17 protein-coding genes, 1 pseudogene and 1 riboswitch are annotated in these 17,071 nt (G+C 68.5%); of the genes and pseudogenes, 7 read left to right on the top strand and 11 right to left on the bottom strand.

Annotated elements, in window-relative coordinates:
- Positions 1-29 precede the first annotated feature (29 nt).
- The 3 genes from ACZ9CK_RS15620 to ACZ9CK_RS15610 all read right to left on the bottom strand — a co-directional run bounded on the left by ACZ9CK_RS15620 (position 30) and on the right by ACZ9CK_RS15610 (position 4,254).
- Positions 30-1,628 carry a phytoene desaturase family protein gene (locus tag ACZ9CK_RS15620; RefSeq protein WP_476050403.1) on the bottom strand — a complete coding sequence of 533 codons (1,599 nt, stop codon included), beginning with the start codon at positions 1,626-1,628 and terminating at the stop codon, positions 30-32.
- Between the two features lie 76 nt (positions 1,629-1,704).
- Positions 1,705-2,994 (bottom strand): MFS transporter, encoded by a 1,290-nt coding sequence (locus ACZ9CK_RS15615; RefSeq protein WP_476050402.1) that lies wholly within the window; start codon positions 2,992-2,994, stop codon positions 1,705-1,707.
- 24 nt (positions 2,995-3,018) lie between these two features.
- The gene (locus ACZ9CK_RS15610; protein ID WP_476050401.1) at positions 3,019-4,254 is read right to left on the bottom strand and encodes a M20 metallopeptidase family protein; all 1,236 of its coding nucleotides are present in this window, start codon (positions 4,252-4,254) and stop codon (positions 3,019-3,021) included.
- Between the two features lie 143 nt (positions 4,255-4,397).
- On the opposite strand from ACZ9CK_RS15610, the gene ACZ9CK_RS15605 reads away from it, so the two are divergent.
- Together ACZ9CK_RS15605 and ACZ9CK_RS15600 are read left to right on the top strand one after the other, a co-directional pair.
- The gene (locus tag ACZ9CK_RS15605; protein ID WP_426300012.1) at positions 4,398-5,426 is read left to right on the top strand and encodes an Lrp/AsnC family transcriptional regulator; all 1,029 of its coding nucleotides are present in this window, start codon (positions 4,398-4,400) and stop codon (positions 5,424-5,426) included.
- A 78-nt stretch (positions 5,427-5,504) separates the two neighbouring features.
- The gene (locus tag ACZ9CK_RS15600; protein WP_476050400.1) at positions 5,505-6,971 is read left to right on the top strand and encodes an MFS transporter; all 1,467 of its coding nucleotides are present in this window, start codon (positions 5,505-5,507) and stop codon (positions 6,969-6,971) included.
- Here the strand turns inward: ACZ9CK_RS15600 and ACZ9CK_RS15595 are convergent.
- A complete protein-coding gene (locus ACZ9CK_RS15595) occupies positions 6,901-7,611 on the bottom strand; it encodes an SAM-dependent methyltransferase (protein ID WP_476050399.1) in 711 nt (236 codons plus the stop codon). The genes ACZ9CK_RS15600 and ACZ9CK_RS15595 overlap by 71 nt on opposite strands.
- 324 nt (positions 7,612-7,935) lie before the next feature.
- On the opposite strand from ACZ9CK_RS15595, the gene ACZ9CK_RS15590 reads away from it, so the two are divergent.
- Positions 7,936-9,681, top strand: a complete 1,746-nt coding sequence (locus ACZ9CK_RS15590; protein WP_426300006.1) for a DEAD/DEAH box helicase — start codon at positions 7,936-7,938, stop codon at positions 9,679-9,681.
- Between the two features lie 97 nt (positions 9,682-9,778).
- Here the strand turns inward: ACZ9CK_RS15590 and ACZ9CK_RS15585 are convergent, their stop codons facing one another.
- From ACZ9CK_RS15585 to ACZ9CK_RS15570, 4 genes and pseudogenes are all read right to left on the bottom strand, one after another.
- Positions 9,779-10,429, bottom strand: a complete 651-nt coding sequence (locus ACZ9CK_RS15585) for an MBL fold metallo-hydrolase (protein WP_476050398.1) — start codon at positions 10,427-10,429, stop codon at positions 9,779-9,781.
- A 19-nt stretch (positions 10,430-10,448) separates the two neighbouring features.
- Positions 10,449-11,458: pseudogene (locus tag ACZ9CK_RS15580) on the bottom strand (aldo/keto reductase).
- Positions 11,459-11,533: 75 nt separating this feature from the next.
- Complete coding sequence (locus ACZ9CK_RS15575; RefSeq protein ID WP_476050397.1) at positions 11,534-11,881, bottom strand: DMT family transporter; 348 nt, start codon at positions 11,879-11,881, stop codon at positions 11,534-11,536.
- A gap of 2 nt (positions 11,882-11,883) precedes the next feature.
- Positions 11,884-12,198 carry a DMT family transporter gene (locus ACZ9CK_RS15570; protein ID WP_476050396.1) on the bottom strand — a complete coding sequence of 105 codons (315 nt, stop codon included), beginning with the start codon at positions 12,196-12,198 and terminating at the stop codon, positions 11,884-11,886.
- Between the two features lie 9 nt (positions 12,199-12,207).
- Positions 12,208-12,272, bottom strand: a riboswitch (guanidine-III (ykkC-III) riboswitch).
- Between the two features lie 59 nt (positions 12,273-12,331).
- Between ACZ9CK_RS15570 and ACZ9CK_RS15565 the strand changes: the two genes are divergently transcribed.
- The gene (locus ACZ9CK_RS15565; RefSeq protein ID WP_476050395.1) at positions 12,332-13,093 is read left to right on the top strand and encodes a formylglycine-generating enzyme family protein; all 762 of its coding nucleotides are present in this window, start codon (positions 12,332-12,334) and stop codon (positions 13,091-13,093) included.
- Positions 13,094-13,124: 31 nt separating this feature from the next.
- Here the strand turns inward: ACZ9CK_RS15565 and ACZ9CK_RS15560 are convergent, their stop codons facing one another.
- Positions 13,125-13,742 (bottom strand): HutD/Ves family protein, encoded by a 618-nt coding sequence (locus ACZ9CK_RS15560; protein WP_476050394.1) that lies wholly within the window; start codon positions 13,740-13,742, stop codon positions 13,125-13,127.
- Positions 13,743-13,842: 100 nt separating this feature from the next.
- Here ACZ9CK_RS15560 and ACZ9CK_RS15555 point away from each other — a divergent pair, with 100 nt between their 5' ends.
- The 3 genes from ACZ9CK_RS15555 to ACZ9CK_RS15545 all read left to right on the top strand — a co-directional run bounded on the left by ACZ9CK_RS15555 (position 13,843) and on the right by ACZ9CK_RS15545 (position 15,349).
- A complete protein-coding gene (locus ACZ9CK_RS15555; protein WP_426299992.1) occupies positions 13,843-14,445 on the top strand; it encodes a phosphoribosylanthranilate isomerase in 603 nt (200 codons plus the stop codon).
- A 131-nt stretch (positions 14,446-14,576) separates the two neighbouring features.
- Complete coding sequence (locus ACZ9CK_RS15550; protein ID WP_115789709.1) at positions 14,577-14,978, top strand: YccF domain-containing protein; 402 nt, start codon at positions 14,577-14,579, stop codon at positions 14,976-14,978.
- 11 nt (positions 14,979-14,989) lie between these two features.
- Positions 14,990-15,349, top strand: coding sequence for a DUF1801 domain-containing protein (locus ACZ9CK_RS15545; protein ID WP_476050393.1), 360 nt, complete (start codon positions 14,990-14,992; stop codon positions 15,347-15,349).
- Between the two features lie 32 nt (positions 15,350-15,381).
- Here the strand turns inward: ACZ9CK_RS15545 and ACZ9CK_RS15540 are convergent, their stop codons facing one another.
- Positions 15,382-16,167, bottom strand: a complete 786-nt coding sequence (locus ACZ9CK_RS15540) for a 2-phosphosulfolactate phosphatase (RefSeq protein ID WP_426299988.1) — start codon at positions 16,165-16,167, stop codon at positions 15,382-15,384.
- Entirely contained in the window at positions 16,164-17,033 is an 870-nt protein-coding gene (locus ACZ9CK_RS15535; protein ID WP_476050392.1) for a DUF4031 domain-containing protein, read from the bottom strand. The genes ACZ9CK_RS15540 and ACZ9CK_RS15535 overlap by 4 nt, the downstream gene beginning before the upstream one ends.
- Between the last annotated feature and the right edge of the window lie 38 nt (positions 17,034-17,071).

The following is a 17,071-nucleotide window of genomic DNA, read 5'->3' as shown; positions in this document are numbered from 1 at the left end:
AAGAGGGTCAGGAAAGTTCGGCCGGGTCGTCAGCCTTCCTGCCCGGCCAGCTCTTCCAGGACGGCCATTGCGGCGTTGTGGCCGCCGATGCCGCTCACCCCGCCGCCGCGCCGGGCACCGGCGCCGCAGATGAGGATGCGCGGATTGCCGGTGCCGACGCCCCATCGTTCGGCCGGGGTGTTCCGCGGCGCGTCGTCGTCGAGGAAGGGCCATTGCAGGGGGCCGTGGAAGATGTTGCCGCCGGGCATGTTGAGGGCGTGTTCAAGGTCCAGGGTGGTCTTGCATTCGATGCACGGCCTGCCGTTGGCGTCCTTGAGGATCAGCTCGTCGATCGGCTCGGCGAGCACCGAATTCAGGGAGGCGAGCACGGCCGCCTGGAGTTCCGCACGGCGGACGTTGTTGTTTTCCTCGGTGATCCAGCGGTCGGGAACGTGCAGGCCGAACACGGTGAGCGTCTGCGCCCCGGCCGCGGCGAGTTCGGGCGAAAGGATGCTCGGATCCGTCAGGGAGTGGCAGTAGATTTCGCAGGGCAGCGGGTCCGGGATGGCTCCGCGGACTGCTTCCTGGAACGCTTCCTGGAGCTGTCCGTAGCCTTCGTTGATGTGGAATGTTCCGCCGAACGCGGCTTCGGGGGCCACGGACTCGTCGTTGAGCCTGGGCAGCCGGGCGAGCAACATGTTCACCTTGACCTGCGCGCCTTCGGGGCGCGCGGAGTCCGCGGGGGAGTTGCCCGGCAGGCCGTTGAGGACCCAGGGGGCAACGTTGGCCAGGACGTGCCGCCCCTCGGCAGTGTGCTCCGCGCCGCCGAACCCCTCATCTGCCAGACGGTAGCGGACGCCGCCGTCGGCCGAAACCGAGGTGACTTCCGCGCCGGTGAGCAGCGTCGCCCCGGCCTCGCGGGCCGCGCGTTCGAGCTCCCGGGAAACGGCGCCCATGCCGCCGATCGGGATGTCCCAATCGCCTGTTTCGTTTCCGACGACGTGGTAGAGGAAGCAGCGGTTGGCGTCCAGCGAGGGGTCGTCGAGGGAAGTGAAGGTCCCGATCAGGGCGTCGGTCGCCACGACGCCGCGGACGACGTCGTTTCCGAAGCGCCGGGCGATGGCCCGGCCCAGCGGCTCTTCGATGAGCTCGTCCCACAGGGCGTCGTCGTCGAGCAGCTTGCGGGCCTCGGAACGGCTCGGCAGCGGTCCGCAGAAGGTGGGGAACAGGGCCCGGGCCAGGCGCCCGGTGTCGGCGTTGAACTCCCGCATGGCGTCGAAGTCGGCGGCGCTGCCGGTGACGCGCTCGAAAGAACCGCGGGTCGCCTCGGCGTCGCCGCCGTCGATCAGCAAGCCGGTGGAGGTTTGGCCGGGCACCGGGGTGTAGGAGGAATAGCGGCGGCGGGCCAGTTCGACGTCCAGTCCGAGGTCCTCGATGATCTGCTTCGGCATCAGGCTGACCAGGTACGAGTACCGGGACAGGCGGGCGTCCACACCGTCGAAGGCGGCGGCCGAGACGGCGGCCCCTCCGAGGTGGTCATCGCGTTCGAGCAGGAGCACGTCCTTGCCCGCCCGCGCCAGGTAGGCCGCAGCCGTGAGGCCGTTGTGGCCTCCGCCAACAATTACAACGTCGTAAGAGGTGGTGTTCATGCGCCATTCTCCAACACATCCGGCCCCCATCCCGGAAGCACATGTCCCCTGCGGTCCGGCTGGTGGCAAACAGTTCCTAGTGCGTCAGGTCCTTGCCCTTCGTCTCCGGGATCGTGAACACGAAGGCGATGCCGATGGCCAGCAGCACCACGGCGTAGACGTTGAACAGGTTGCCCTGGCCGGTGCTCGCCAGCCAGCTCTGCAGGTAGGGGGCAGTACCGCCGAACGCCGCGACGCAGATGGAGTACGGCACGCCGACGCCCACGGTGCGGATCTTGGTGGGGAAGAGTTCAGCGTAGACGGCCGGGACTATCGCGGCGCTCGCGGCCACGAAGAAGAGCATCACGGACATGCTCACGGCCAGTTGCCACGGGGAATCCTTCAGCAGCCAGGTCATCGGGAAGTGCAGCAGCGCCGCACCGCTGGCACCGGCGATGAGCACGGGCTTGCGGCCAATCCGGTCCGAGAGCTTGCCCCAGAACGGGAGGGCGGCGATGAACACGATGTTGCCCACCACGCTGGCCCACAGCGCTGCGCCGCGGTCCATCTTGAGGGTGGTGGCGGCGTAGCTCGGGGCCACGACACCCCAGACGTAGTAGATGACGGTCAGGCCCACGGTGAGCCCGATGACCTGCAGGGCCTGCTTGCGGTGCCGGAAGATCTGCGGCCAGATCGGATCGTGCTTCTCCTTGACGGTCTCGGCTTCGAACGCCTCCGTCTCCTTCATCCGGGCCCGCATCACGAGCGCGTAGACGCCGAGGATGCCGCCCAGGATGAACGGGATACGCCAGCCCCAGGCGGCCATGTCCGCCTTGGTCAGCACCGCGGACAGGACAGCGCCCAAGAGCGTTCCAAGCAGGATGCCCACCGTGCCCGAGGTGTAGATGAGCGTGGCCCAGAAGCCGCGCTTCTCTTTGGGGGCCATTTCCGAAAGATACGTCTGCGACGACGGCAGCTCGCCGCCGTGCGCCAGGCCCTGGATGAGACGGGCGAACAGCAGCATGATCGAGGCGAAGACGCCCACCGATTCGAAGGTGGGCGCGACGCCGATCAGCAGGCTGCCGAAGGCACCGAGGGCGACGGCAAAGGTCATGGACGTCTTGCGGCCGATCCGGTCGCCGATCCAGCCGAACACGAAACCGCCGAACGGGCGGGCCACGAAGCCGACGGCGAAGATCGCCAGGGTGGAGAGGATGGCCGAGGTGGGGTCGGCGCTGCTGAACAGGGCGCTCGCGATGAAGGGGGCGAAGGTGGCGTAGATGGCCCAGTCGTACCATTCGACGGCGTTGCCGATGCCGGTGCCGACGAGGGTGCGCAGGTGCGACTTGTGTTCCTGGACGGGAACCGGGGTGCCTGTGGTGGTCATGTCATGCTCCAAACGGGGGAGTGGTCAGTTGCGGGCGCCGGCAAGGGCGGCGATGCGGGAGACGGCCAGTTCTGCGTAGAGCGCTGCGCCGTCGGCCAGCACGCCGTCGTCGAAGGTGGCAAAGGGGGAGTGGTTGTAGGCGGCGGCTTGGGGGTCGGCCCCCTTCGGGACGGCGCTGAGTCCGATGAACGTGCCGGGCACCTCGGCCATGACCCGGGAGAAATCCTCCGATCCGCTGAGCGGGGTGGCCCAGCGGGTGTGGCGGGACTCGCCGAACATTTCCTGGATGGTCTTCTCGGCGGTGGTGGTTTCGTCTTCATTGGTGACGCTGAGCGGGTATTCGCCGCGGTAGTCCACATCCACGTCCAGGCCGTGGGCGGCGGCGATGCCCTGGAGGAGCGCCGGGACGGCCTTCATCATGCGCTCGCGGGAGGCCTCGGAGAAGGTCCGGATGGTCGCTTCGAAGCGGGCGGTTTCCGGGATGACGTTGCGCTTTGTCCCGGCCTGCAACACCCCCACCGTGAGGACCACGGGATCGAACATGTTGAACTGCCGGGTGATCATCACCTGCAATGCGGTGACCATCTCGGCGGCTGCCGTCACCGGATCCTTGGCCGCGAACGGCGCGGAACCGTGACCGCCGGCGCCGAGCACCGTGACGAACAGGCCGTCCGAGGCGCTCATGATCACGCCCGGCTTGGTGCAGAACTGGCCGTACGGTTCCATCGCGGAGAAGACGTGCATGCCGTAGGCGGCGTCCACCCTGCGCCCCGCAGCGTCCAGGACGCCTTCGCGGATCATGTGCCCCGCGCCGTCGAATCCCTCTTCGCCGGGCTGGAACATCAGCACCACGTCCCCGGCCAACTGCTCCCGGCGCTCGGCCAACAGGGTCGCGGCGCCGGCCAGCATGGCGGTGTGGAGGTCGTGTCCGCAGGCGTGCATGGCGCCGTCCACGGTGGAGGTGTAGTCCACGCCGCTGCGCTCCTGCACGGGCAGGGCGTCCATGTCCGCGCGCAGCAGCACGGCCGGCTTCTCAGCTGGTTTTCCGTCAGCGGCGCCGGGTGCGCCGCCGCGCAATACCGCGGTGACCGACGTCGTGCTCTCACCCAGGGTGATCTCGTACGGCAGGCCGTCGAGCGCCTTGAGCACCTTCTCCTGCGTGCGCGGAAGGTCAAGGCCGATTTCGGGCTCGCGGTGGAGTTCGTGGCGGAACCGGACAATGTCTTCCTGGAGTTCCCGGGCGTCTGCGGCGATGGTCATGCGACGTGGTCTGCCTTTCCGAATGGTCGGTAATACTCTCCAAGCAATTGTGGAGTGATGCCGTTCACATCCGTCCAAATGGCTGGAAAAATCCAAGAATGCGATGATTCATGCAGGATTCGTGCATTAATGTAGGAGTGGCGATGGAACTGAGCGAGGAGGACCTGGGGCTCATCAATGCCCTGCAAATCGCCCCGCGGATCAGCTGGTCCGACGCCGCCGGAGTGCTCGGCGTCCACGCCACCACCCTCGCGGCGCGCTGGGAGCGGCTCCGCTCGGCCGGCGCGGCCTGGACCACCGCCCACCTGATCGGCGACCCGAAGCAGATGTGCCTGGCCCTGGTGGATATCGACTGTGACATGCGGCTCCGGGCGGACGTCACCGCGGCATTGGCGGCGATCCCCGAAGTGGTGACCGTGGAGGAGGCCGCCAGCAACCGGGACCTCATCCTTACGGTCATCACGCCCACCCTTGCCGCGTTCACCGATACGGTGGTGCCGCAGTTCAAGGAGATCAAGGGGCTCCAGAAATACCGCACCTCCCTCTGCACCCGGCTGCACACCGGCGGCCATGCCTGGCGCCTGAACGTGCTGGACCGCTCGCAGCAGGCCGCGCTCAAGGCACTCGCCGGCCCCGAAGTCTCCGCGGCCGCGGCGCCCGTGGGCCCGGAGCTGCCGCAGAGCCACCTGGACCTGATCCCCTTCCTCGCCCAGGACGGCCGGGCGACGGCGGCGGACATGGCCCGCGCGCTGGGCCGCAACCCCGCCACCGTGCAGCGTCAGCTCAACCGCCTGCTCGCCAGCCACGTGCTGTCCTTCCGCTGCGAGGTGGCGCAGAAGTTCTCCGGCTACCCCGTGACCTGCCAATGGTTCGCCAACGTCCCGGCCGGCCAACACGAGGCCGCGGCTGCCGAACTGCGCGGCTTCCGGAACCTCCGGCTCAGCGCGTCGACCACCGGGCGTACCAACTTCGTGATCGTTATGTGGCTGCATTCGCTTTCGGACGTGATGAACGCCGAACTCGCCCTGCAGCAACGTATTCCCGGCATCGAACTGGTGGAAAGCGTGGTGGTCCTCAGCTCGGCCAAGCGCGTCGGCTGGATGCTGAACCCGGATACGACGGCGAGTGGCGCCGTCGTCGTCCCCGTCGCCGAACTGAACCCGACGGCGTAGCTACCGCCGCTGATTGCTGCTGTTTGTATCCTCCCAAAAAACAACAAAAACAATCATCGAAGTTGTTAGGCTTGGCCAATGACCCACGACGACCTCTCGGCCGGGATCCTGCGCCGCCCCTACCTCCTGGCCACGGTGGGTTCCTGTGCCCTGGTGTTCATGGTCGCCTTCGAAGCCATGGCCGTCACCACGATCATGCCGCGCGTGGGCCTCGAACTGGACGGCCTTGAACTCTACGCCCTGGCCTTCGCCGCACCCCTGGCCACGAGCGTGGTGGGCATGGTGGTGGCCGGGAACTGGGCCGACCGGCGTGGACCGGCAGGGCCGCTCTATGCTTCGGTGGCGCTGTTCACGGCCGGGCTGCTCATCGCGGGCACGGCCCTGAGCATGCCGGTGTTCGTCGCCGGCCGCTTCGTGCAGGGCCTTGGCGGCGGCGCGATGACCGTGGCCCTCTACGTGATGATTGCCCGCGCGTATCCCGCTCGGCTGCACGCGAAGATGTTCGCCGCGTTCGCAGCCGTGTGGGTGATTCCGTCGATGGTAGGGCCGTTTGCCGCCGGCGTGGTGGCCGAGTTGATCGGCTGGCACTGGGTCTTCCTTGGTGTGGTGGTCCTTGTGGTTCCGGCGGTGGCGATGACGGTTCCGGCCTTGCGCCAGATGCGCGGGCCGGCTGACGGTGCAGGCACCGCAAGCAACCCTGTGCCCTGGAAGCTGGGCCGGATCGGCTGGGCGGTGCTGGCCGGCGTCGCGGTCCTCGGCCTGAACCTCTCCGGGCAAGTGCCGGTGGCGGGCTGGTTGCTGGCCATCGTCGCCCTGTTCGTTGCACTGTTTGCCGCGCGGCCGCTACTGCCCCGCGGCACCCTCATCGCCGGTCGCGGGCTGCCGAGCGTGATCCTGCTGCGCGGCGTGGTTTCCGCGGCCTTCTTCGGCGCCGAGGTCTACATGCCGTACCTTCTCACCGAGCGCTACGGGTTCTCCCCGGCGTTTGCGGGGCTCGCGATCACGGGCTCGGCGCTGGCATGGGCCACGTCCTCGGGAATCCAGGGCCGCTGGGGTGGCCGGATCAGCAACGCCGTGGCCATCCGGACCGGCACCTGGGTGGTGCTCGCCGTCCTGCTGCTGGAGCTTGCCGCCGTGCTCTTCGCCTGGCCGCCCCTGCCGGCCATCATCTGCTGGACTTTCGGCGGCGCCGGCATGGGCCTGATGTTCCCGCGGTTGAGCACGCTGACCATCGGCCTGTCCGAGCCCGACGCCCAGGGCTTCAACAGCTCTGCCCTGTCCATCTCCGACTCCATTGGCAGCGCCCTGGCCCTGGCCATGGCGGGGATGGTGTTCAACCTGCTCGCAGCCGGGTACGCCCTTTGCCGGGGTATTCGCACTGACGGCGGTGATCGCCGTCATCGGGATGCTGGTGTCCCCGCGGGCCAGCGACATCGCGCCGCAGTCCAAGGCCACGGTCCTCGCCCGGAACTGACTAACGCTTGTTCCGGGTGGCCCGCAGCACCGTGTCCACGAGCGTCCTGCTTTCGCCGTCGGCACCGGTGACGAAGCGTTCCCGGGTTTCGAGGACGTTCACGGTCCAGGCGTCCAGGACGCCGTCGAGAGCGGCGGCGAGTTCCTCCGGCGTGTAGAACGTCTCCCGCGCCGGGTGCTGGCCCTGCGGGTAGTGGCCCACCACCAGCAGCGTCCCGCCCGGCGCCACAGCCCCGGCCGCCGTCGCCGCGGATGCGCGCCAGTCCAGCAACGGGGAATGCAGGTACTGGGAGGACACCAGCCCGTAGCCCGTATCCGGCCGCCACGTTGCCAGGTCCTGCCGTTGGAAGCTGATCCGTTCCGCAACAGCCGACTCGGCGGCGTGCGCGGACGCGCGTTCAAGCGCGACGGCGGAAACGTCGACGGCGGTGACCGCCCAGCCCTGCTGTGCGAGCCAGATCGCGTCCGCACCTTCGCCGCAGCCAAGATCCAGTGCTGTGGCGTTGTGCCCGGGAACCGAGCCGGCCGCTTCCACCACCAGCTGCGGGTTCGGCCTGCCGCTCCAGATCCGCGACTGCTCGCGGTACCTGTCGTCCCACAGCTGCTCCGCACTCTCGGCACCGGCACCGGCACCGAAAGTGTGGGCTCCGCCGTCGTGGTTTCCGCCGTCGCCGTGCTGCCCGCCGGAGGTGTGCGTTCCGCTGTGTTCCACCTTGGCTTCCTTTCGTTCGTGCTCCCATCTTGCCCCGCAAATGGCCCGGGAGCCCGGGAATCCGCTGGCGGTGGAATTCCTCGGTGGAATTCCTGGCGCCCGGCCCCTGTTAGACTGGACGAACTTGATGTGCAATGGGAGGCCCGCGCGTGCGGGCCTTGTTCATGTGAGAGGCACATCCTGCGTCGATGAACGCGTTCGGTCCCGGCCCCGGCTTCCCGCCAGGCGGTTGACCACTGACTTTTTCCTCGGCGAACCCCTGGCCCAACCGGCGTCGGGGGCCGATGCCCGGACGGGCGCCGCCAGAAAGAACCCACGAAACACATGACTACTTTTGCTGCCCTTGGCACGCCCAAAGCCATCGCCGAATCCCTCGCAGCCAACGGCATCGAAGAAGCCTTCCCCATCCAGGTCAAGACCCTCCCGGACACGCTCGCAGGCCGTGACGTGCTGGGCCGCGGCCGCACCGGGTCCGGCAAGACCATCGCCTTCGCCATCCCGCTGGTAGCCCGCCTGGCCGAGCGCGAGGCCGCGTACTTCCGCAAGCCCGGACGCCCCATGGGCCTGGTCCTGGCGCCCACCCGCGAACTCGCTACGCAGATCAACGCCACGGTGGAACCGCTGGCCAAGGCCATGGGCCTGAACACCACGGTGATCTACGGCGGCGTCTCCCAGACCCGCCAGGAGAAGGCACTCGGCGCCGGCGTGGACATCGTCATCGCCTGCCCGGGCCGCCTGGAAGACCTCATCCGCCAGCGCATCGTGACCCTCGAAAGTGTCGAGATCACCGTGCTGGACGAGGCGGACCACATGGCCGACCTAGGCTTCCTCCCCGTGGTCAAGAAGCTCATGGACATGACCCCGTCCCAGGGCCAGCGGCTGCTTTTCTCGGCAACCCTGGACAACGGTGTGGACAAGCTGGTCCACCGTTATCTGTCCAACCCGCTGACCCACTCGGTCGATGACCCGCAGGCGGCCGTGACCACCATGGAACACCACGTCCTGGTGGTCAACGACCAGACCGTCAAGAAACAGCTGGTTGTCGAACTGGCATCCGGAACCGGGCGCCGCGTGCTCTTCATGCGCACCAAGCACCACGCCCGCAAGCTGGCCAAGCAGCTCACCGACGTCGGGATCCCCGCCGTCGACCTGCACGGCAACCTCTCGCAGAATGCCCGCGACCGCAACCTTGCCGAGTTCTCCTCCGGTGACGTGCGCGTGCTGGTGGCCACCGACGTCGCGGCCCGCGGCGTGCACGTCGACGACGTCGAACTGGTCATCCACGTTGACCCGCCCACCGAGCATAAGGCTTACCTGCACCGCTCCGGCCGTACGGCCCGCGCCGGTTCCGAAGGCACCGTGGTCACGCTGACGCTCCCCGAGCAGCAGCAGGACGTCAAGAAGCTCATGAAGGCGGCCGGCGTGGACGTCTCCTTCGAGCGCGTCACCGCGAACTCCCCGCTGGTGGCCGAGCTCGTGGGCGACATCGCCGAGAAGGTTGATCCGCGCACCCGTGCGGCCCTGTTGGCGGCCAAGGCCCAGCCGCAGGGCGGCGGCACCTCCACCGGCGCCAACGCCCAGCGCAAGCGGGCCCGTCGTTCCGGCCAGGCGGCTCCTACCGCGGGTGGCCGTGGCGGACGCGGCGGACGCGGCAAGGTTTCGGCCGAGCCCGTACGCACGGACCTGAACCGTGCCGACCGACGTGCCGCAGCGAACGAGGACGTTGCCCGCAACCCGCGCGGCCGCGGCAACGGTTCCGGCCACCGCAACGATGTCCCGGCCGCCCAGGGCCAGGGTGCCGGCAAGGGCGGCCGCGGCGGACGCCCGGCCACCGGCCAGCGCGCCGGCGGTTCCCGCTCGGCGTCGGCCCCGCGTTCGGCATCGGCAACCAGCACCCGCGGCGCTTCCGCGGGAACCTCCGGCAACAAGGCCGTTTGGTCCTCCAACAGCGGCGGCACCTCCGGCGGCTCCTACGGCTCGGGTTCCGGCAACTCCGGTTCCGGCCGCCCGGCCCGCAGCGGTCCGCGCCGGGCCTCGGCTCCGGCGTCGAACGAGCGCCGCGGCCGCTAGTTCCCACCAGCCCAACGGGCCCACCAGCCCAACGTTGTGAGGCCTGCTCTACGTCCAATGGCCAAGCCAAAGGACGTAAAGCAGGCCCCGCAAGTAGCTACCAGCCGCGCTCGCGCCACTCCTGCAGCTGCGGGCGCTCGGCGCCGAACGTGGTGGGCTTGCCATGGCCCGGGTGGACCAGTGTGTCATCCGGGTAGGCATTGAACAGCCTCTCGGTCACATCGTCCAGCAACGAGGTGAAGCGCGCTGCGTCGTTCTGCGTGTTGCCCACACCTCCGGGGAACAACGAGTCGCCGCTGAAGATGTGCGCCGGGCCGTCCGGGTCCTGGTACACAAAGGCGATCGATCCGGGGGTGTGGCCGCGCAGGTGCACTGCGGTGATGTCGAAACCGTCGAAGTTCCCCACGTCGCCGTGCTCCAGCAGCACGTTCACGGGCACGGGTAGCGCGGCGGCGTCGTCCACTCCGGCCGAGGTCTTCGCTCCCGTGGCCGCCACCAGCTCCGGCAGCGCACGGACGTGGTCCCAATGCTGGTGCGTGGTGGCGATCAGGGCAAGCTTTGGCGTGGCCGTGGTGTCCGCCGCCGACTCCGCCAGCATCGCCTGGATCGCCGGCAGGTCGTCCGCGGCGTCGATCAGCAGCTGCGCCCCGCTCGCCTTCGCGGTGAGCAGGTACACGTTGTTGTCCATCCCGCTGACCGAGATCCGCCGGATGGTGATGTCCCGCAGGGAGTGAATGAGTGAGTCCATCCACCCACTCTACGGAACGCTACTCACGGCCCTGCGACACCCAGTTCGGGTCAGCGGAACGCGACCCGACGACGGCGGAGGCGGCGCCGTCGAGCGCGTCCAGCTGGGCGGCACTCAACTCGAGGGACAGCGAGCCGAGGTTCTCGTCGAGCCGCTCCGCGCGGCGCGTGCCGGGGATCGGGACAACGGGGATGCCCAGGCGGCGGCCCTGCGCGAACAGCCAGGCGAGGGCCACCTGCGCGGGGGTTGCATTCTGCTCGTCCGCTACGGTGCGGACGGCGGCCACTACGGCCTGGTTGGCATCGATGGCGCCGTCGGCAAAGCGCGGGATCCGGTGCCGGAAGTCGCCTTCGCCGAGGTCGCTGGCATTGACCGTGCCGGTGAGGAAGCCACGGCCGAGCGGGGAGTAGGGGACGAAGCCTGTACCGAGTTCCCTGGCTGCGGGGACTACGTTGCGCTCGACGTCCCGGCTCCAGATGGACCATTCGCTCTGCACCGCGGCAATCGGGTGCACGGCGCTGGCTTCCCTCAGCTCCTCGGCCGTCACCTCGGACAGCCCGAGGTGACGCACCTTGCCCTCCCGGACCAGCTCCGCCATGGCCTCCACGGTTTCCACAATCGGAACGCGGAGGTCACGGCGGTGCATGTAATAGAGGTCGATGGTGTCGGTGCCGAGGCGGCGCAGGCTGTCCTCGGCGGCCTGCTTCACGTAAGCAGCGTCGCCGCGGACCTCGCTGTAGCCGGTGCGGACATTGCCAAGGATGCCGAACTTCGTGGCCAGCTGGACCTCGTCGCGGCGATCCTTCAGCAGCTGCGCGATGAGATCTTCGTTGCTGCCCTGGCCGTAGACATCCGCGCGGTGTCGATGAAGGTGATGCCTGCGTCGACCGCATGGTGCAGGGTCTTGAGTGGCTGTGCGGGTTCGATGTCGCCGTAGACCCCGGTGAGGGCCATTCCGCCGAAGCCGAGGGGACTGACCGTGAGTCCGTCGCCGAGGTGGATGTTTGCAGGAATGTTCTCGGTTGCCATGGTTCTCCATCCTTCGGGATTGCTGCCTTCGTTGGCAAGAACCCGGCCCGCCGCCGGACTATTCCGGAAGGAGCGTCACGCTTCCCGGTCGCTGTCGCCCGGGAGCGCTTTCAGGCCGGCAGCGCAGCCCACGATTCCCGCGATGAAGAGAAGCTTCAGCGGGTTGGCGGGTTCGACGCCGGTGGCCATCGCCCAGGCAACAGTGAGTGCCGCGCCGATCCCCACCCATACGGCGTAAGCGGTGCCGAGGGGGATGCGCTTGACGGCGAGGCCCAGGCCGACCATGCTCAGCGTTGCGGTCACCGCAAAAACCACGGAGGGCAGCAGCTGGCTGAAGCCCTCGGACAGGCCCAGCGCCGTCGCCCACACGGCCTCGAGCACGGCGGAGGCCAGGAGCACCAGCCAGGAAAGGCGGGCGGACATCGTTACGCCACCACCTTCAGGCCGACCACGCACATGCCGATGCCCGCCAGCAGCGCCAGCCGCGCCGCCGTCGGGCGTTCAACCTTGGTGGCCATCGCGTAGGCGGCGGTGAGGACAACGCCCACGCCCACCCATACGGCGTAGGCCGTGCCGGTGGGGATGGTCTGCATCGCGAAGGCCAGGCCGCCGGTGCTGGCGATGACCGAGACCAGGAAAACCAGGGAGGGTACGGGGCGCCGGAAACCCTTGGAACGGTGCAGGGCTGCGGCCCAGACGGCTTCGAGCGCACCGGAAAGAATGAGGACGATCCACGACATGACTTTTCCTTTGGCCAGTCTTGTCGCGTGCCGGGTACTGAACCGTCGTCCGGAGGCCCGGATGCGGGCCTTGCTTTCAGGCTAGCAAATTCCGCTCCCCGGGGGCATTTCCGGTGCTGGGTAGACTGCGGGGATGCCCGAATTGATCGAAGTTCCCGCCGGTTCGGTGGAACTGCGCGATGCCCGCTCGGATTCCTCCCGGAAGGCCGGCCTGGTTCCTTTCGCCCTCGGCAGGACCCAGGTTACGCAGTCGGAATGGTCGGCCGTTCTCGGGCTGGAGGCCCTGGCCGCGCCGGAGATTCCCGCACACGCCGTGACCTGGTTCGACGCCGTGCGCTGGTGCAATACGGCGTCGTCGCTTGCTGGCTATGCCTCCGCTTACGAAATCGACGGGCGGGATGTGACCTGGGACGTCGGCGCCGACGGTTTCCGCCTTCCCACGGAAGCCGAATGGCACTGGGCATGCACGGGAGGAACGGGCCGGCCAAGGTATGGGGACCTGGCGGATATTGGCTGGACGATGGCGGACGGGGTGCCCGGTCCGCAGGATGTCGGGCTCAAGGCCGCGAACCCCTTTGGGCTCTTCGACATGCTCGGCAACGTCTGGGAGTGGTGCTGGGACTTTGCCGATACCGCTCGCTACGCCGATTACCGGAGCCTGCGTGGCGGCGGCTGGGCGGATCCGGAATGGAGTTGCCGGGCAGCAGTCAGGCGGGGAAGCGCGCCGGACGCGGTGCTGGAAGATGTGGGCTTCAGGGTGGCCCGCGGTCCGGTAGGGGAACCGGGTGCGGAGGCCGCCCAAGGCTGGTCTGCGGAAGCGGACCGGAGCCGCGCCGGCATCCGCGGGCCGCTGCCTGTCGGGTGGACTCCGTACCGGGAGCTCCTGAAACGGTGACGACGGCGGGCCCCGCCAGCCCGCGCCGGGGCTAGGCCGTAACGCGGTCGATCGACACAACGGCCAGGAAGCCGCGTCCCAGGATTTCCGGGCTGCGGCTGTCTGAGCCGACCACGGCGTCATAGCGGGCCAGCTCGGTGGGCTCCGGCGTCGCGATTTCAGCGCGCTCTTCAGTGTCAGCCTCCGGGTCCGCGCCGGGAACCACGGACGCCTTGCCCTCGAGCAGGACGGCAAGCTGGCCTTCGAACACCGGATGGGCGCGCTTTTTGGAGAGTTCGATGATGGAGGTGTAGCCCTTGAAGGCCCCGGCGCGGGCGATCACGTTGAGGTCCCGGATGTCGCCGGTGGGCAGGGCGGAACTGGTGTCGGCTTCGCCGGAGAAACGGAACGGCCGGTACTTCTCCACCGGGTGTTCCTCGCCGTCCACCGTGAGGAGCAGCAGTTCGCCGTCGATCACGGTGAGGACCCGCTCCATGCCCGGAAAAACCGAGAAGGCGCCGGCCTTGGAGACGTCCGCGATGCTGACCCGCCAGTCCCAGGCCCCGTCCTGCGCTGAGGCTGCCTTCGGATGGCTGGCGAGCTCGCGCGTCACCCCGCCGCCGTTGCGCCATGGTTCGGGCCTGATCTCGGAAAAACGGATGATCTCCATGCACACCACCTTATCCACGGACACCGTTCGGAGCAGGGCGGCACGGCTTGCTAACGTCTTGGGTAGGAGATTCATCAGGAGTACGGCTGGAGGCACGGGAGTGTTCGTCAAAGTGTGTGGCCTGAGCACGCCCGAATCCGTGCAGGCCGCCGTCGAAAGCGGTGCGGACGCCGTTGGCTTCGTGCTCACCAAGAGTCCGCGCGAGGTGTCTGCCGAGCAGGCACGCACCCTGCTCGCCGGAGTCCCGGCGGGGACTACCGCCGTCGGGGTCTTCCGCCATGAAAGCGCCGCCGACGCCGTCGCTATTGCCCGCGAGGCCGGCCTGGAATGGGTCCAGTTGCACGGTTCCCGCACCCCGGAGGACGTCCGCACAGTGCACGACGCCGGAATGCGGGTAATCCGCGCCGTCACCTTGGGTGCCGCGCCGGAAGAGTTCGCCGACTGGGGCGAAGAAATGCTCCTGGTGGACGCCGCCGTACCCGGCTCGGGCGAGGCGTGGGACTACGGGCTGATGCGGGAAAAGGGACTGGCCAGCCGGAACTGGCTGCTGGCCGGCGGCTTGTCCCCGGAGAACGTGGCGTCCGCCGTCGAGGCCGCCTCTGCGTGGGGCGTGGACGTGTCCTCCGGCGTCGAGTCCTCCCGCGGCGTGAAGGACCTGGCAAAGGTCCGCGCGTTCGTGAAGGCCGCCAAGCAACCCAACTGACTCGCAGTTGTTGTCGTTTTGGGCGCTCAAAACGACAACAACTGCGAGCTAGATGGTCAAGCCCGAATTAAGGGGCTGTTCAGGGCAAACCCCTACCCCTTCCGGCCCCTCGGCGCGGGAGAATGGTAGGCATGAAGACGATCCTCAACATCATCTGGTTGGTTTTCGGCGGGTTCTGGCTGGCGCTGGGCTACTTTGCGGCCGGCATCGTGTGCTGCGTGCTGATCGTGACCATCCCCTGGGGGATCGCGTCCTTCCGCATCGCTGCCTACACCCTGTGGCCGTTCGGCAGGACAGTAGTGGACAAGCCCGGCTCCGGAAACGTGTTCACTCTCCTGGGCAACGTGATCTGGCTGCTGGTGGCCGGAATCTGGATCGCGATCGGCCACGTGGTCACCGCCTTCGCCATGGCGATCACCATCATCGGCATCCCGCTGGCCATCGCCAACCTCAAGCTGATCCCGGTGTCCCTCATGCCGCTCGGCAAGCAGATCGTGCCCAGCAACCGGCCGTTCGCCAGCAACTACCGCTAAGAGCGGGCGCCATGGACAACCGCAACCCGGAGGTGGATGCCTGGCTGGACAGGTATGAAAATCCGCAGCGGCAGCTTGTCTCGGAAGTCCGCGCTTTCATCCTGTCCTTGGACCCGGGCATCAGCGAAGCCATCAAATGGCAGGCTCCCACCTTCATGTACGAGGGAAACATCGCATCCTTCTTCCCCAAAGCAAAGAAGAACGTCACCCTGATGTTTCACCAGGGTGCTGCCATCGAGGACAGCGCCGGGCTGCTGGAGGGCGACGGCGGGGTCTCGCGGGTTGCCCGTTTCCTGGACGCAGCGGATTTCGAGGCCAAGAAGGCCGCCCTTGGGGCCGTGGTCCGGGCCTGGATCGCAAGCAAGGGCTGAACTGCCAGCAAGGGCTGAACTGCCAGCAAGGGCTAGGCCCGCCGGAAGGCTCCGTCACGCAGCACGGCCACCGCGGAGGCGGCGTCCAACCCGGCGGCGATCTCGACGTCGTCCGGGTAGCCCGCCCCGATCAGCTCCCGCCCGCTCGAACAACCCCGCAGCAACTGCGGCAGCGCGGGTTCGGCAGCATCGAAGGCCGCGGCGGCCGTCAGGGCCTCGGGGGAGAAGGCCTCGGGCGAGAAGACGTCCCGCCCCGCCGCTGCGAGCCCGGCCAGGAATGCGCCCGCGCCCCACAGGTCCTCCACAGCTGGCCGGAGTCCGCCGTCGGGCCCTGTCCCACCGCCGTTATGCCACAGTTCGCCAGCCGCCACCACGGCGATCACCGCATCCTCAGGCAGCGTGGACAGCACCCAGTCCGCCGTGGCCGCGGCGTTGCGCAGGCAGACGGCGGCCAGCAACGGCACCTCGGAAGCCAGCTCATGGCAGATCGCCGAGCCGTTGGGGGAGGGCAGCACCACCCGCTCCAGTCCTGGGGTGTCGCGCAGGCTCGACGGCGACAGGCTCAGCCCGCCGCCGTTCCGCGGGCCCGCCAGCGTGGCGTGGTGGTGCACGGCGAAGTCCTCCGCACCGGTGTCCTTCCATCGGTACGGGTAGACCAGGACACCGCGCTCGACGGCGACGCTCACGCAGGTGCTGAACGAAAGGACGTCGACCACCAACGCGAGGTCGGCCCCGGCAGAGATGGTGCGGGCGCCGTCGAGCCCCCATTCGAACCTGATCCGGTACGGCTGCTGCCGGTGCACGGCCCCGGCGGTCACTGCAGTTCCGCCTGCAGGTTCCGGCGTGCGGCGTCCAGCCAGAGTGTTTTGGCCCGGGAGCTGTGGAACAGCGGGTCGAGCGCCAGCAGACGGCGGACGACGGCGGCCCGGGCGGTGGCGAAGTCGGCGTCGCTGACGTGCGCATAGTCTTCGCGGACATCGGCCAGGTAGCGCGCGTACGCCGCCGCTTCGGCGCCCAGGACGGAGAGGTCCGCGTCGCAGAGCAAGGCACCGGCATGGTCGCCAGGTTCGGGGTCGTGCGTGGCGGTGAGCCTGACCAGCCGGGCCACCTCGGCGATGTCTTCGGCGGGCAGGCCCGCCTCGGTGAGCCGGTTCTCGGCGAGGACGGCGGATTCTTCCTCGTCCTGGCCGGCGAGGCCTTCGTAGACGGCGTCGTGGAACCATGCCGCCAGGGCCACCGTGCGGGCGGGCAGCGCAGGTTCGGTCAAGGTGTCCAGCGCCTCCAGGACGGCCAGCAAGTGGGTGCGGCTGTGATACTTGCGGTGGTCTTCGCCCCAGCGTTCCAGCAGCTCGAAGCCGAGCTCCTCGTGTCCCGGGAGGACCGAATTCCAGCGTTCCAGCAGCGGGACCGTCAAAGCCTTGCTGCGTTGCCGGGCCGGGATCCGCAGGCCGCTGGCGATCAGCTTACGTACCAGCACCCGGGCTTCCACGGCGATCGCTCCGGCCGCCAGGAGGTCCGCATAGCGGCGCTCCGGAACGTCGTAATGGTCGCCGTCGAAGGCCCGCTCGGGGACGCCGGCCGCCGCGGCGAAGGCGTGCAGTTCCTCAAGGGATGTGTCCGACACCAGGTGGGAGAACACGGTCCCGTGTGCGGGCCACAGGGGCGGATCCACGTAGACGGCCATGGCCAAAGTGTAGTCCCGGCGGAGGGCCCGGCAAGGGG

The sequence above is a fragment of the Arthrobacter sp. TE26545 genome (genome assembly GCF_056279005.1).
Note: the sequence above shows the minus strand (reverse complement) of the source record. Positions and strands in the feature narration are given on the sequence as shown.

Bases quoted from the DNA above. Each gene is read 5' to 3' on its own strand.
- ACZ9CK_RS15620 (WP_476050403.1), bottom strand. From the start codon at position 1,628: ATGAACACCACCTCTTACGACGTTGTAATTGTTGGCGGAGGCCACAAC.
- ACZ9CK_RS15615 (WP_476050402.1), bottom strand. From the start codon at position 2,994: ATGACCACCACAGGCACCCCGGTTCCCGTCCAGGAACACAAGTCGCAC.
- ACZ9CK_RS15570 (WP_476050396.1), bottom strand. From the start codon at position 12,198: ATGTCGTGGATCGTCCTCATTCTTTCCGGTGCGCTCGAAGCCGTCTGG.
- ACZ9CK_RS15560 (WP_476050394.1), bottom strand. From the start codon at position 13,742: ATGGAGATCATCCGTTTTTCCGAGATCAGGCCCGAACCATGGCGCAAC.
- ACZ9CK_RS15610 (WP_476050401.1), bottom strand. From the start codon at position 4,254: ATGACCATCGCCGCAGACGCCCGGGAACTCCAGGAAGACATTGTCCGG.
- ACZ9CK_RS15575 (WP_476050397.1), bottom strand. From the start codon at position 11,881: ATGTCCGCCCGCCTTTCCTGGCTGGTGCTCCTGGCCTCCGCCGTGCTC.
- ACZ9CK_RS15590 (WP_426300006.1), top strand. From the start codon at position 7,936: ATGACTACTTTTGCTGCCCTTGGCACGCCCAAAGCCATCGCCGAATCC.
- ACZ9CK_RS15535 (WP_476050392.1), bottom strand. From the start codon at position 17,033: ATGGCCGTCTACGTGGATCCGCCCCTGTGGCCCGCACACGGGACCGTG.
- ACZ9CK_RS15585 (WP_476050398.1), bottom strand. From the start codon at position 10,429: ATGGACTCACTCATTCACTCCCTGCGGGACATCACCATCCGGCGGATC.
- ACZ9CK_RS15545 (WP_476050393.1), top strand. From the start codon at position 14,990: ATGGACAACCGCAACCCGGAGGTGGATGCCTGGCTGGACAGGTATGAA.
- ACZ9CK_RS15565 (WP_476050395.1), top strand. From the start codon at position 12,332: ATGCCCGAATTGATCGAAGTTCCCGCCGGTTCGGTGGAACTGCGCGAT.
- ACZ9CK_RS15605 (WP_426300012.1), top strand. From the start codon at position 4,398: ATGGAACTGAGCGAGGAGGACCTGGGGCTCATCAATGCCCTGCAAATC.
- ACZ9CK_RS15600 (WP_476050400.1), top strand. From the start codon at position 5,505: ATGACCCACGACGACCTCTCGGCCGGGATCCTGCGCCGCCCCTACCTC.
- ACZ9CK_RS15550 (WP_115789709.1), top strand. From the start codon at position 14,577: ATGAAGACGATCCTCAACATCATCTGGTTGGTTTTCGGCGGGTTCTGG.